At 72.7% G+C, this 13859-nt stretch carries 13 protein-coding genes and 1 other RNA gene; 13 read left to right on the top strand and 1 reads right to left on the bottom strand.

Going from position 1 to position 13859, the window contains the following annotated elements:
- Positions 1 to 192 precede the first annotated feature (192 nt).
- Together prfB and AC07BS_RS33550 are read left to right on the top strand one after the other, a co-directional pair.
- Entirely contained in the window at positions 193 to 1308 is a 1116-nt protein-coding gene (gene prfB, locus AC07BS_RS33555) for a peptide chain release factor 2 (RefSeq protein ID WP_478650666.1), read from the top strand.
- Positions 1309 to 1566: 258 nt separating this feature from the next.
- Positions 1567 to 2619: a hypothetical protein gene (locus AC07BS_RS33550; protein WP_478650664.1), complete on the top strand. Its 1053-nt coding sequence runs from the start codon at positions 1567 to 1569 to the stop codon at positions 2617 to 2619.
- Positions 2620 to 2723: 104 nt separating this feature from the next.
- Here the strand turns inward: AC07BS_RS33550 and AC07BS_RS33545 are convergent, their stop codons facing one another.
- Complete coding sequence (locus tag AC07BS_RS33545) at positions 2724 to 2918, bottom strand: hypothetical protein (protein ID WP_478650662.1); 195 nt, start codon at positions 2916 to 2918, stop codon at positions 2724 to 2726.
- Between the two features lie 274 nt (positions 2919 to 3192).
- On the opposite strand from AC07BS_RS33545, the gene ftsE reads away from it, so the two are divergent.
- The 11 genes from ftsE to AC07BS_RS33490 all read left to right on the top strand — a co-directional run.
- Positions 3193 to 3882, top strand: a complete 690-nt coding sequence (gene ftsE / locus AC07BS_RS33540) for a cell division ATP-binding protein FtsE (protein ID WP_478650660.1) — start codon at positions 3193 to 3195, stop codon at positions 3880 to 3882.
- Between the two features lie 28 nt (positions 3883 to 3910).
- A complete protein-coding gene (gene ftsX, locus AC07BS_RS33535) occupies positions 3911 to 4822 on the top strand; it encodes a permease-like cell division protein FtsX (protein WP_478650658.1) in 912 nt (303 codons plus the stop codon).
- A 67-nt stretch (positions 4823 to 4889) separates the two neighbouring features.
- Complete coding sequence (locus tag AC07BS_RS33530; protein ID WP_478935395.1) at positions 4890 to 6167, top strand: S41 family peptidase; 1278 nt, start codon at positions 4890 to 4892, stop codon at positions 6165 to 6167.
- Positions 6168 to 6185: 18 nt separating this feature from the next.
- Positions 6186 to 6671 (top strand): SsrA-binding protein SmpB, encoded by a 486-nt coding sequence (gene smpB, locus AC07BS_RS33525; protein WP_478650654.1) that lies wholly within the window; start codon positions 6186 to 6188, stop codon positions 6669 to 6671.
- Positions 6672 to 6772: 101 nt separating this feature from the next.
- Positions 6773 to 7142: a transfer-messenger RNA gene (gene ssrA / locus AC07BS_RS33520) on the top strand.
- Positions 7143 to 7261: 119 nt separating this feature from the next.
- Positions 7262 to 8461, top strand: coding sequence for a hypothetical protein (locus tag AC07BS_RS33515; RefSeq protein WP_478935394.1), 1200 nt, complete (start codon positions 7262 to 7264; stop codon positions 8459 to 8461).
- Between the two features lie 91 nt (positions 8462 to 8552).
- Complete coding sequence (locus AC07BS_RS33510; protein WP_478650650.1) at positions 8553 to 9119, top strand: CGNR zinc finger domain-containing protein; 567 nt, start codon at positions 8553 to 8555, stop codon at positions 9117 to 9119.
- A gap of 163 nt (positions 9120 to 9282) precedes the next feature.
- The gene (locus tag AC07BS_RS33505) at positions 9283 to 9822 is read left to right on the top strand and encodes a sigma-70 family RNA polymerase sigma factor (protein ID WP_478650648.1); all 540 of its coding nucleotides are present in this window, start codon (positions 9283 to 9285) and stop codon (positions 9820 to 9822) included.
- The gene (locus AC07BS_RS33500) at positions 9819 to 10586 is read left to right on the top strand and encodes a zf-HC2 domain-containing protein (protein WP_478650646.1); all 768 of its coding nucleotides are present in this window, start codon (positions 9819 to 9821) and stop codon (positions 10584 to 10586) included. Before AC07BS_RS33505 ends, AC07BS_RS33500 begins: the two co-directional genes overlap by 4 nt.
- A gap of 160 nt (positions 10587 to 10746) precedes the next feature.
- Positions 10747 to 13035, top strand: a complete 2289-nt coding sequence (locus tag AC07BS_RS33495) for a HelD family protein (RefSeq protein ID WP_478650723.1) — start codon at positions 10747 to 10749, stop codon at positions 13033 to 13035.
- A 432-nt stretch (positions 13036 to 13467) separates the two neighbouring features.
- Positions 13468 to 13859 (top strand): ACT domain-containing protein (locus AC07BS_RS33490; protein WP_478935392.1); only part of this gene is annotated, 392 nt, incomplete at its 3' end.

Here is a 13859-nt window from a genome sequence, read left to right as displayed (position 1 = left end):
ACCACCGCTGCGCGGCGGTCGTCCTCAAGCGCCGGACGGGCCGGTTCGGGCCGATCCGGGCCGGAGACAAGCCCGTCCGGCGATTCCGGCACCCTTCCCGCACGGTCGTGCGGGCCGTCCTCGCGGCCCGCGCGGCGGCCGGGGAACCGCCCTTCGGACCGGGATGCCCGGCACAGCCGTTAGTCTGGGTGCGTGGCAGTCGTTGATGTATCCGAAGAGCTGAAGTCCCTCTCCTCGACCATGGCGTCGATCGAGGCCGTTCTGGACCTCGACAGGATGAGGGCCGACGTCGCCGTGCTCGAGGAGCAGGCGGCGGCCCCGTCGCTGTGGGACGACCCCGAGGCGGCGCAGAAGATCACCAGCCAGCTGTCGCACCTCCAGGCCGAGCTGCGCAAGGCCGAGGGGCTGCGCGGCCGCATCGACGACCTCGCGGTGCTCTTCGAGCTCGCCGAGGCCGAGGACGACGCCGACACCCTCGCCGAGGCCGAGGTCGAGCTGACGTCGGTCCGCAAGGCGCTGGACGAGATGGAGGTCCGCACCCTCCTCTCCGGCGAGTACGACGCCCGTGAGGCCCTGGTCAACATCCGGGCCGAGGCCGGCGGCGTCGACGCCTCCGACTTCGCCGAGCGCCTCCAGCGCATGTACCTGCGCTGGGCCGAGCGCCACGGCTACAAGACCGAGATCTACGAGACCTCGTACGCGGAAGAGGCCGGCATCAAGTCGACCACCTTCACCGTCCAGGCGCCGTACGCCTACGGCACCCTCTCCGTCGAGCAGGGCACGCACCGCCTGGTGCGCATCTCGCCCTTCGACAACCAGGGCCGCCGCCAGACGTCCTTCGCCGGCGTCGAGGTGCTGCCGGTCGTCGAGCAGACCGACCACGTCGAGATCGACGAGTCCGACCTGCGCGTCGACGTCTACCGCTCCTCCGGCCCCGGCGGCCAGGGCGTCAACACCACGGACTCCGCGGTCCGCCTGACGCACCTCCCGACCGGCATCGTGGTCTCCTGCCAGAACGAGCGTTCGCAGATCCAGAACAAGGCGACCGCCATGAACGTCCTCCAGGCCAAGCTCCTGGAGCGCCAGCGCCAGGAGGAGCGCGCCAAGATGGACGCCCTCAAGGGCGACGGCGGCAGCTCCTGGGGCAACCAGATGCGTTCGTACGTCCTGCACCCGTACCAGATGGTCAAGGACCTGCGCACCGAGTTCGAGGTCGGCAACCCGCAGTCCGTGCTCGACGGCGAGATCGACGGCTTCCTGGAGGCCGGCATCCGCTGGCGCAAGCAGCAGGAGCAGACCGAGAAGTAGGCGTCGGTGACGCCGAACGACAACTGCGAACAACCCCCCGCCTAGCCGGACATATCGCCCGTAACTTCCTTGACGCTGCCCGGAAAACTGGGAAGGCTGACGGGCGGCATGCGATCACTGGGGCGCGTGTGGCGGGGGGCGAGGCGGCACGGCCGGTACGGCATTTCGTACGGCCGGGGTCACGCCGTCCCCGGAACGCCCCCGCCCCCGTGCATTGGCTGCTCCAATGACGAGATCGGCTACTGGGGGTAGCAGCAGATGACGAACAGGACGCGACTGCGTGTCGCGCGAATAGCCGCGGGTGCGATGATCGCCGCGGGTGCCTCCCTGACGGCCGCGGGCGCGGCCTCGGCCGCCGGTGTGGACGTCGAGGTCGGCGGCGCCAAGGTGAAGACCCACGCGGGCGTGCGTGCGCCCGACGGCGACCCGACCACGGGCCCGACCGAGATCCCGCAGCCCCCGACCAGTGGTGGTTCCACCTCCGGTGGTTCCACGAGCGGTGGCTCGACCGGTGGTGACCCGACGACCTCCGGCGGCTCCACCTCCGGTGGTTCGACCAGCGGTGGCTCGACCGGTGGTGACCCGACGACCTCCGGCGGCTCCACCTCCGGCGGTTCGACCAGCGGTGGCTCCACCGGTGGCGACCCGACGACCAGTGGTGGCTCGACCTCCGGTGGTTCCACGAGCGGTGGCTCGACCGGCGGTGACCCGACGACCTCCGGCGGCTCCACCTCGGGTGGTTCCACGAGCGGCGGCTCCACCTCGGGTGGTTCGACCAGCGGTGGCTCGACGTCGGGTGGCTCGACCTCCGGCGGTTCCACCTCGGGTGGTTCGACCAGCGGCGGCTCGACCTCCGGCGGCTCGACCAGCGGGGGCTCCACCAGCGGCGGCTCCACCTCGGGTGGCTCGACCTCCGGTGGCTCGACCTCCGGCGGTTCCACCTCCGGCGGCTCCACCGGCGGCGACCACGACGGCTCCTCCGCCACCGGCGGCAGCGGCTCGACCGGCGGCAACGGCGACGACACCCACACCTGCCCCGTGGACACCGACGGCAACTGCAACACCGGCACCGACAGTGCCGGCTCGCGGCCCGTGGACCAGGGCAAGGACAAGGAGGAGCTCGCCCAGGTCGGCACGCCCAGCCAGGGCGGCTCGTCCGGCTCCTCCGAGTCCGCGGCCCCGTCCGGCGAGCTGGCCCAGACCGGTGCCGGTCAGACCACCTTCCTGCTGGTCGGCGCCGCGACGATGATCGCGGGCGGCATCGGCTTCCGGATGCTGCCGCGCCTGATCGAGCGCGGCACCGCGGCCTGACGGCCCGGTCCCGCGACAGCCGCGACACCGCGGCAACGCGACAAAGGGGCCCGGAGCGCTCTCGCGCTCCGGGCCCCTCACGCGTTGTCCCAGCCGCGGGGCGGTTACCCGGCGAAGCCGCGGGCCACCACGGCCACCGCGACGAGCGCCACCAGCAGCGCTATCAGCGCCGTGGGCGTCAGCCCGCCGAAGATCCCTTCCTGGTACTGCAACCGCTCGCGGCTCGCCCGGCACACCGGGCACCTGCCCTCGTTGACGGGGCCCGCGCAGTTGGCGCACACCAGTCGGTCGCATGTCATGCGAGTTCCTCCTCCGGTACGTCCAACGCGCGATCGGTCCCCGCGGTTCCCTTACCACTGTGCCAGCTTTCCCGCCGTTCGGCGCGGGAGGTCCCTCACACCGCGCGAAGAGGGGCCGAACGTCCTGGCCAGGGCCTCCCGGGCCGCGCCAGGCGACGTCAACCCATGATGCCCACTGCGCGTGCACGAGTGGTTCGGTAGGGTCACGCTCACCGACGGGACGCCGTGCGATCACGGTGCCCGTGCCGCTACGAGGCCGACGCGTGGTGCACTTGTGATCCGATTCGACAACGTCTCCAAGTCCTACCCGAAGCAGAACCGCCCGGCGCTCCGGGACGTCTCGCTGGAGATCGAGAAGGGCGAGTTCGTCTTCCTGGTCGGCTCCTCGGGTTCGGGGAAGTCCACGTTCCTGCGGCTCCTGCTGCGCGAGGAACGCGCCAGCCACGGTCAGGTCCATGTGCTCGGCAAGGACCTGGCCCGGCTCTCCCACTGGAAAGTGCCCCATATGCGGCGCCAGTTGGGCACCGTCTTCCAGGACTTCCGGCTGCTGCCCAACAAGACCGTGGGCCAGAACGTCGCCTTCGCCCTGGAGGTGATCGGCAAGCAGCGCGGCGAGATCCGCAAGGCCGTGCCGCAGGTCCTGGAGCTGGTGGGGCTCGGCGGCAAGGAGGACCGGATGCCCGGCGAGCTCTCCGGCGGCGAACAGCAGCGCGTGGCGATCGCCCGCGCGTTCGTCAACCGCCCGCTGCTGCTGATCGCCGACGAGCCCACCGGAAACCTCGACCCGCAGACCTCCGTCGGCATCATGAAGCTGCTGGACCGCATCAACCGCACCGGAACCACCGTGATCATGGCTACCCACGATCAGCAGATCGTCGACCAGATGCGCAAGCGCGTCATCGAACTCGAACAGGGCCGGCTCGTGCGCGACCAGGCGCGCGGCGTCTACGGCTACCAGCACTGAACCCGCCCGAAGGCACTGAAAGGACGCCATGCGCGCCCAGTTCGTCCTGTCGGAGATCGGCGTCGGTCTCCGCCGCAATCTCACGATGACCTTCGCGGTGATCGTCTCCGTCGCCCTGTCGCTCGCCCTGTTCGGCGGCTCCCTGCTGATGCGCGAGCAGGTCGGCAGCATGAAGGGCTACTGGTACGACAAGGTCAACGTCTCGATCTACCTCTGCAACAAGAGCGACGCCGAGACCCAGCCCGCCTGCGCCCGGGGCGCGGTCACCGAGGACCAGAAGAAGCAGATCAAGGCCGATCTGGAGAAGATGCCGATCGTCCAGAGCGTCCAGTTCGAGACCACGGACGAGGCGTACAAGCACTACAAGGAGCAGTTCGGCAAGTCCCCGATCGCCTCCTTCCTCACCCCCGACCAGATGCAGGAGTCCTTCCGCGTCAAGCTCCGGGACCCCGCCAAGTACCAGGTCGTCTCCAGCGCCTTCGCGCAGCGCGCCGGCGTCCAGGAGGTGGAGGATCAGCGCAAGACGCTGGAGCCGCTGCTCAACCTCCTCAACGGCATGAACGTCGCCGCCCTGGGCGTGATGGCGCTGATGCTGGTCGTCGCTCTGATGCTGATCGTCAACACGGTCCGGGTCTCCGCCTTCAGCCGGCGCCGCGAGACGGGGATCATGCGGCTGGTCGGCGCCTCCAGCTTCTACATCCAGATTCCGTTCATCATGGAGGCCGCGTTCGCCGGTCTGCTCGGCGCCGGGTTCGCGTGCGTCCTGCTGGTCGGCGGCCAGTACTTCCTGGTGAACAACTGGCTGGTGCACCAGATCGACGTCATCCAGTTCATCGGATGGGACGCGGTGCTGGCCAAGCTCCCGCTCCTGCTGGTCATCGGGCTGCTGATGCCGGCGCTGGCCGCCTTCGTCGCCCTCTGGCGCTACCTCAGGGTGTGAACGGCGCCAAGGGCGTCGTCCGGTCAACTCCCCGTGCGGCGGCCCCCGGTGTCCTAGACTCACGCGCATGCCCGGCCCGACGATGTTCGTCCCGCAGCGCCGCGCCCGCCATGGAGCCGTCCTGACACTGGTCTTCGCCGGGGTGCTGGCGGCCGGCGGCGCCACGGGCTCCTTCGGCGCGGACGGACGGGACGGCCGGACCCCACCGCTGCCCGGCGTTCCCCCGCGCGCCGCCGCCCGGGCCGTGGACAGCGCCGTGGACCGCAGGGCCGTCGAGGCCGCCGCCGCGGCGGCCGCCCGGAACGGCGGATCCGGCTCGGAGGCCGCCGCCGAGGTGGTCAGCCGCAGCGGCGACACCTGGAGCGTCGTCTACAGCGCTCGCGAGTACGAGGGGTTCGCGCTCGCCCTGGACGGCGCCTACGTCGGCGTCGGCCTCACCACCCTGCGCACCCCGGACGGCCGGATGGAGGCCGACAGCGTCCTGCCCGGCGGCCCCGCCGAGCGCGCCGGGATCGCGCCGGGCGACCGGATCGTCAGCGTCGACGGCACGGACGTCACCGGCCGCCCGGTCACCGAGGTCGTCTCCCTGCTGCGCGGCGACGGCCTGCCGCACGGCGACGCCCACGCCCGCGACGGCCACCCCCGGGGCACGGGCGCCTCCTGGAGCGACGTGGGCGCCGCCGGCACCCCCGTGCGCGTAAGGCTGGAGCGCGACGGGCAGCGGTGGGAGCGGGTGCTGCGCCGGGAACGGCTGGTCACCGAGAGCGTCGAGGTGACCAGGACCGACGAGGACGCGGGCGGGGCGCCCCCCGCCACCCTGATCAAGGTCCGCTCCTTCACCAGAGGCACCGGCGACCGCGTCCGCGAGGCCGTGGCCGCCGCCCGCCCCGGCGAGGGTGTCGTACTGGACCTGCGCGGCAACTCCGGCGGGCTGGTCACCGAGGCCGTCACGGCGGCCTCCGCCTTCCTCGACGGCGGTCTCGTCGCCACCTACGACGTGCACGGCCGCCAGCAGGCCCTGCGCGCCGAGCCGGGCGGGGACACCCACCGGCCGCTCGTCGTCCTGGTCGACGGCGGCACCATGAGCGCCGCCGAGCTGCTGGCCGGGGCCCTGCAGGACCGCGGCCGGGCGGTCGTCGTCGGCTCGTGGACCTTCGGCAAGGGCTCCATCCAGATGCCCAGCCGGCTGCCGGACGGCTCGGTGGCCGAGCTCACCGTCGGTCACTACCGCACTCCCGCCGGGCGCCGCGTCGACGGCTCCGGCATCGCCCCCGACCTGGCCGTACGCGGCGACGCGGAGGAGCGGGCACGCACAGTATTGGGTGGCCTCGGGGGTGGGTCGTAGTGCGAGAATGGCCGCGCTATGGCTAAAGAGACGGGTCGCAAACTCATCGCGCAGAACAAGAAGGCGCGGCACGACTACCACCTCCTGACCACGTACGAGTGCGGCCTGGTGCTCACCGGCACCGAGGTCAAGTCGCTCCGGCAGGGCAAGGCGTCGCTGGTCGACGGCTTCGTGCAGATCGACGGTGGCGAGGCGTGGCTGCACAACGTCCATGTGCCCGAGTACAGCCAGGGGACGTGGACCAACCACAGCGCGCGGCGCAAGCGGAAGCTGCTGATGCACCGCGCGGAGATCGACAAGCTGTCGTCCAAGGCGGACGAGACCGGTCACACGATCGTGCCGCTCGCCCTGTACTTCAAGGACGGCCGGGCCAAGGTCGAGATCGCCCTGGCGAAGGGCAAGAAGGAGTACGACAAGCGGCAGACGCTCCGCGAGAAGCAGGACCGCCGGGAGTCCGACCGCGCGATCAGCGCGGCGCGGCGCCGGCAGCGCGCCCGGGGGTAGCCCCCACCGGGGAATACGCTGGCACCGTCCCGCGTTGGTCACGTACGATGGGCACATCGCTCACCGGCTGGTAACCGGTGCGCAGCTTGAAAAAACAACATGGGGATGATCGGTTTCGACAGCGGCTGTCGAAGCAGGGGAAGCGTGTCGAGGAAGCGGCAATGATCTCGTAAACCATATGTCGCAACCAATAATCGCCAACACCAAGCGCGATTCCTTCGCCCTCGCTGCCTAAGTAGCGACTCGCGAAGTGTCAGCCCGGGGCTGTTCCCGACCCGGATCCTGGCATCAGCTAGGGAACTAAACCACCAGGCCCGGCCACGGGGCCCGGTGGGAAACCACACAGTGGCTGAGCCCGTCGGAGACTTGTTCGCGTGATCTCCGGGGCCGAGAAAATCGCAGCGAACTGCACACGGAGAAGCCCTGATTCCGCACCGTTGGACGCGGGTTCGATTCCCGCCATCTCCACTCATCCCATGTGAGGGCAGGGGCCCCACCGCTTCGAGCGGTGGGGCCCCTGCCTTTTTCGTCCATGAGCAACCGCACGGCCCGGGTCGCCCTCTTACAAGAGGACCGAAGGGGGTGGCCGGGTGAACCGGACACGGACGGCGGTCGCCGTGCCCGCCCTGGTGGCGCTGTGGCTGGCCGGGGCCCCGGCCGCGACGGCCGACGACGGGCCGGGCGGCGCGCACCTGCTGCTCAACGGCGCCTTCGGCGCCCGTCCCGGCGAACTGATCGACATCGAGCTGCAAGGTCTGCCCGAGCGGCCCGGGGACGTGGTCGTCACCTCGCCGGTCTTCCCCCGCCCCGTGCGCCTCGCGGACGGCCACCACGCCCGCCCCGCGATCTCGATGACCGTGCGGCCCGGTACGTACCCCCTCACCGTCCGCGCCGGCGGCAGGGTGGTGGCGAAGGACCAGGTGGAGGTCGGGTCCGCCCGGCGGCCGGAGTTCCGGGCGGGGACGCCCGGCGAGGTGCTGCGGCCCGGGGAGCGGCTGGCCCTGTCGTTCGACGACCTCTACCCCGGGGAGCGCGGCGACGTCTTCACGGCCGCCTCGCCGGCCTTCGGCGCGGCGGTCCGGCTGACCCACGACCCCTCGGGCGGCGACTGGAACAACCCCCGGATGTTCACCGCGCTCGTCGCCCTGCCCCTCGACGTCAAGGACGGCGCCTACAAGGTCGCCCTCACCGGACCGGACGGGCGGCGGATCGACGAGAAGCCGCTGGAGGTCCGCGCCGCCCGGCCCGGCGACGGGGACTACCTCGGCAAGGCGCGCGGACCGGCGTTCTTCACCGTCCACGGCCGCCCCGAGGGGGCCCGCGCCCACGGCCACCGGGTCCCGGCCGGGGGCCGCGTCAATGTGCTGTGGAGCGACGCCTCACCCGATCCGGGGGAGGAGGAACGGCTGCTGGCGACCTCGCCCGCCTTCGAGCGGCCCGTGCCGCTGCGCCGCGACGTCAGCAAGGCCGGCGACGGCGACGACCCGCGCTACTACGGCCCGGCCCGCGTCCGCCCCGGCCTGGAGGCCGGCCGCTACCCCGTCACCGTCATCAGCCACCACGGCCGGGTCAAACGCACCAACCACCTCGTCGTCACCGGCTCCACCCCCGCGACCACCACCGCCGCCGCCTCCGCCGGCGGCCCCGACCGCACCCTGCTGATCGCGGGGGTGAGCGCGGGCGTCGCGGGCGCGGGCGCCGGCGTCGTGGTGGGCGTACGGCTGCGGCGCCGCGCCCGGGCGGGCGTGCCGGGCGGCGGCGGGCCCGGTGGCGCCCCGGCGCGCACCTGACCGACCCGGGGCTTCCGGCGCGCGCCGGGCCGGGGCACCCTGAGGGACGGCGGGCGGGGGACAACGGCGTTCAGGGAAAAAGGTGACGCGCATGGCGTCGGCAGCGGCCTCCTACGACCTGCGGTTCGCCGCCGGGCGGTTGTGCCTCGACCTCGTCGCCACGGCCGAACCGGTGGAGCGGCTCGACAGCCCCCGGCGCCTTCGGGCCTGGCTGCTCGCCGTGGGCGCGGTGCCCCCCGGCACCCCGCTCGACGCCGTCGACGCGACCTGGCTCGCGCGCTTCCACGCCGCCCGCGACCTCCTCCACCGCGTCGTCCACGCCGAGATCGACGGCCGGGCCGCCGACCCCGACCTCGTCCGCGTCAACGCCCTCGCCGCCACCGCGCCGCCCGCCCCGGCCGCGGTGCGCGCCGCCGACGGCCGGCTCGTCCGCGCGGTCGCGCCCGACTGCGGCGCCCTGGTGGGGCAGATCGCCCGGGACGCCGTGGAGCTGCTCACCGACCCCCTGGAGCGGGACCGGCTGCGCCGGTGCGAGGGCGAGAGCTGCTCGGTGATCTACCTCGACACCTCGCGGGGCCGCCGCCGGCGGTGGTGCTCCAGCGAGGTGTGCGGCAACCGCGAGCGGGTGGCCCGGCACCGCGCGCTGAAGCGCCGGTAGCCGCCGCCCGCGGAAGAAGCCCCGGCGGACCCTGAACGCGCCCGGCGCCGCGTCCGTACTCCCGCCCGAAGGCCTCCGGCGGAACCGGCGGTTGGGCCCGCCGGCGACCGCGGGAACCGGCGCCCCGGAACCCCGGACCGCGCTCTCGACCCAGGGGGATGGCTTGCGCGAGGATGCCGCCGTGGCTGACAGGACGCGTCCCGACGAGGACCTGATGCGGTCGCTCTACGCGGAGCACGCCGGCCCGCTGCTGGCCTTCGTGCTGCGCCTCGTGGCGGGCGACCGGCAGCGCGCCGAGGACGTCGTCCAGGAGACGCTGCTGCGCGCCTGGCGCAACGCCGACCAGCTCCGCGGAGCCTCCGGTTCCGTGCGGCCGTGGCTGGTGACCGTCGCCCGCCGGATCGTCATCGACAACCACCGCAGCCGGCAGTCCCGCCCCCGCGAGGTCGACCCCGCGCCGCTCGAACTGATGCCCGCGGCCGACGAGATCGACCGGGCGCTGCGGCTGATGACCCTCTCCGACGCGCTGGGCGACCTCTCGGACGCCCACCGGGAGGCGCTGATCGAGACCTACTTCAAAGGACGTACGGTGAGTGAGGCGGCACAGGCGCTGGGGGTACCGGCCGGGACCGTACGGTCCCGCGTCTTCTACGCGCTGCGCTCCCTGAGGCTCATCCTCGAGGAACGAGGAGTGACGGCATGAGGCCGCCGGCACCGGACCACGGGCATCCGCGCCCCGACGACGAGCACACCGCCGCCGGCGCCTACGCCCTCGGCGTCCTGGACGAGGCGGACGCCGCCCTTTTCGAGGAGCACCTCGCCGACTGCTCCCGGTGCGCCGCCGAGCTGGACGACCTGATGGGCCTGGCCCCGCTCCTCGCCGAGGTCAAGGAGGCGTCACCGGACCCCGCGCTCGTGGCCGCCGGACCCCGCCCCGAGCTGCTGGACCGCGCGCTCGACCAGGTCGGCGCGGCCCGCCGGGCACAGCGCCTGCGCCGGCTGTGCCTGGTGGCCGCGGCGGTCGCGCTGATCGTCGCCGGGCCGCTGGCCGGCGCCGCGCTCACCGCGCGGGACGCCCCCGCCCACCACACGGGGGCGAGCGCGGCCCGGGAGATGTACGAGGAGGGCGAGAAGATCGGCGCCGTCGACCACGTCACCGGGGTCGACGCGACCGTCTCGCTCCAGAGCAAGCCCTGGGGCACCCATGTGGCGCTCCGGCTGGGCAACGTCAGAGGGCCGCTGACCTGCGACCTGGTCGCCGTCGGCCGGGACGGCCGGGAGCAGACGGTCACCACCTGGGCCGTGCCGGCCTCCGGCTACGGCCTGGACAAGGGCGACGGCTCGCCCTCCAAGTGGGGCTCGGAGCCGCTCTACACCCATGGCGGGGCCGGCTACCAGCGGTCCGACATCGTCCGCTTCGAGGTCCGCACCCTGGACGGAAAGCGTCTCGCGACGGTCACGGTGTGATTCGTCAACAGGCGACTGTCGTGGCAAACCCCTCATGTCCTGACAGATGCGATCGGCACCCTTGTTCGCGTACGGTTGACGGCTGCCCTACGCACAGCAGAAGGGGGCCTGGGTGGCCGCGCAGAACGCCACACACGCGCACGTGGCGACAGGACCGGCGATGGAACCCGACGGGGTCCGCGACCGTGAGATCGGTGCCGAACAGCACCATCTGGACCGGGTGTACCGGCGCCTCGAGGAGAAGATCCACGAGGCGGAGTTCCTCATGGACGACGCCGCCAAACGCGGCCAGGTCGGCACGCCCGGCGCGCTCGCCGAGCGGGACGCCCAGGTGTTCCGGGCGGGGGTCCACCTCAACCGGCTGAACAACGAGTTCGAGGACTTCCTCTTCGGCCGCATCGACCTCCTGCTCGGCAAGGACGGCAAGAAGGGCCCGGACGGCGCGTACACCTCCGTCGAGCCCGCCGACGACGCGGTCGCCGACGACCGTGCCGAGATCGCCGAGACCCTCCACATCGGCCGCATCGGCGTGCTCGACTCCGACTACTCCCCGCTGGTCATCGACTGGCGGGCGCCCGCCGCTGCCCCCTTCTACCGGGCCACCCCGGTGGCGCCCGGCCGGGTCGTGCGCCGCCGGGTGATCCGCTCCAAGGGCCGCCGGGTGCTCGGCGTCGAGGACGACCTGCTGCGCCCGGAGCTCACCACGACGCTGGACGGCACGCCCCTGCCGGTGGTCGGCGACGGCGCGCTGATGGCCGCGCTCGGCCAGGCCCGCAGCCACACCATGCGCGACATCGTCTCCTCCATCCAGGCCGAGCAGGACATGGTCATCCGGGCCCCCGCCGCCTCGGTGACCGAGGTCGAGGGCGGCCCGGGCACCGGCAAGACCGCCGTGGCGCTCCACCGCGCCGCCTACCTCCTCTACCAGGACCGCCGGCGCTACGCGGGCGGCATCCTCGTGGTCTCCCCGACCCCGCTGCTGGTCGCCTACACCGAGGGCGTGCTGCCCTCGCTCGGCGAGGAGGGCCAGGTCGCCATCCGGGCGGTCGGCTCCCTGGTGGACGGCGCCGAGGCCGACACGTACGACGAGCCGGCCATCGCCCGGATCAAGGGCTCCTCCCGCATGCTCAAGGTGCTGCGCAAGGCGGTCCGGGGCGCGCTGGAGGTCCCCGCGGCCGGCACGACCGTCCCCGAGCGGCTGCGCGTCGTCGCCTTCGGCGCCCGCGTCGAGCTGGAGGCCGCCGACCTCGACCGCATCCGCAACACCGCCCTGGGCGGGACCGCGCCGATCAACCTGCTGCGGCCGCGCGCCCGGCGGCTGATCCTCGACGCCCTCTGGTCGAAGTCCGGCGGCCCCCGCCGCTACACCGACCCCGAGCTGGCCGCCGAGGCCCGCGCGGCGTTCGACGAGGACATCACCACCGAGGACGTCTTCACCGACTTCCTCGCCGCCTGGTGGCCCGAGCTCACCCCGCGCCGGGTGCTGGCCTCCATGGCCGACGAGCGCCGGTTGTCCCGCTGGTCGCGCCGGGTGCTCAACCCGCGCGAGGCCCGGCAGCTGGCCCGTTCGCTCGGCCGCCTGGACGAGCGCGGGCACGGCCCGCTGTCCGTGCACGACGTGGCGCTGCTGGACGAACTGGAGACGCTGCTGGGCGTGCCGGCCCGGCCGAAGCGGCCGCGCGAGGCCGACCCGCTGGACCAGCTCACCGGGCTGGAGGAACTCATGCCGCAGCGCGGCGAGTCGCGCCGCGAGCGGGCCGAACGGCTGGCCCAGGAGCGCCGGGACTACGCGCACGTCATCGTCGACGAGGCGCAGGACCTCACCCCGATGCAGTGGCGGATGGTGGGCCGCCGCGGCCGCCACGCCACCTGGACGATCGTCGGCGACGCCGCCCAGTCCTCCTGGTCCGACCCGGACGAGGCGGGCGCCGCCCGCGACGAGGCGCTGGGCACCCGCCCGCGCCGCCGCTTCCGGCTGACCGTCAACTACCGCAACCCGGCGGAGATCGCCGAGCTGGCGGCCAAGGTGCTGGCGCTGGCCATGCCCGGCATGGAGTCGCCCTCGGCCGTCCGTTCCACCGGGGTCGTGCCCCGGTTCGCCGTGGCGGGCGCCGACCTGGGCGCGGCCGTGCGGGACGAGGCGCTGCGCCTGCTGGCCGACGTGGAGGGCACCGTCGGCGTGGTCGTGCCGATGGGCCGCCGCGCCGAGGCCCGTACGTGGCTGGCCGGGCTCGGCGACCGCGTGGTGGCGCTGGGCAGCCTGGAGGCGAAGGGCCTGGAGTACGACGCGACGGTCGTGGTCACGCCCGCCGAGATCGCCGACGAGTCGCCCGCCGGTCTGCGCGTGCTCTACGTCGCGCTCACGCGCGCCACGCAGCGGCTGACGGTGCTGTCGGGGGAGCGGGACGACCCGGACGAGCTCGGCGTGCCGGACCTGCTGCGCGACTGAACACGCGACTGAGCAGGATCCGCCGCGGAACGGAAGCGGACCGGACCCGAACCGGACCCGAACCGGAGCGGGATCCGCCGCGAAAACTGAACCCGAAGGGAAGACGCCCTACCGGAATGACTTCCGGGAGGGGTTTGTTAGCCTGGGTACGGCACCGGCTCGATCCAAGCCCCCGGGCCCAACCTTAGTCGCTTCGAGCGACCACTTGCCGCGAGGCGAGCATGGCGGGTCGGTGTCGTAGACGTTCCGCCACGGGCGTTCTTCTCCAAGGGAGAGGGACGCCCGTCGGCGTTTTATGGGGCTCTCGTATCTTGGAAGACCCCTTCCGCCATGCGGGGCTCATTACCCCCTACTGGCCGGTAGGTGGGACGATCAGACATCGCGCTTCAATGAGCGCGGCAAACGAAACAGGGAAAGCAGAGGAAAGCGGCCATGGCAACGGCGCCTAGCGTCTCGTACTCGATGACGGTCCGACTCGAGGTCCCCGTGGGCGGGACGGCGGTCAGCCAGCTCACCACGGCTGTGGAGTCCTCCGGCGGATCCGTCACCGGCCTCGACGTGACCGCCTCCGGCCACGAGAAGCTGCGGATCGACGTCACCATGGCGACGACCTCCACCGAACACGCCGACGAGATCGTGGAAAAGCTCCGCGGCATCGAGGGCGTCGTGCTCGGCAAGGTCTCCGACCGCACCTTCCTCATGCACCTCGGCGGCAAGATCGAGATGGCGTCCAAGCACCCCATCCGCAACCGCGACGACCTCTCCATGGTCTACACCCCCGGCGTCGCCCGCGTGTGCATGGCCATCGCCGAGAACCCCGAGGA

The organism is Streptomyces sp. NPDC044063 (genome assembly GCF_056434285.1).
The sequence above is the reverse complement of the archived record's forward strand: the minus strand, read 5'-3'. Positions and strand labels throughout refer to the sequence as shown.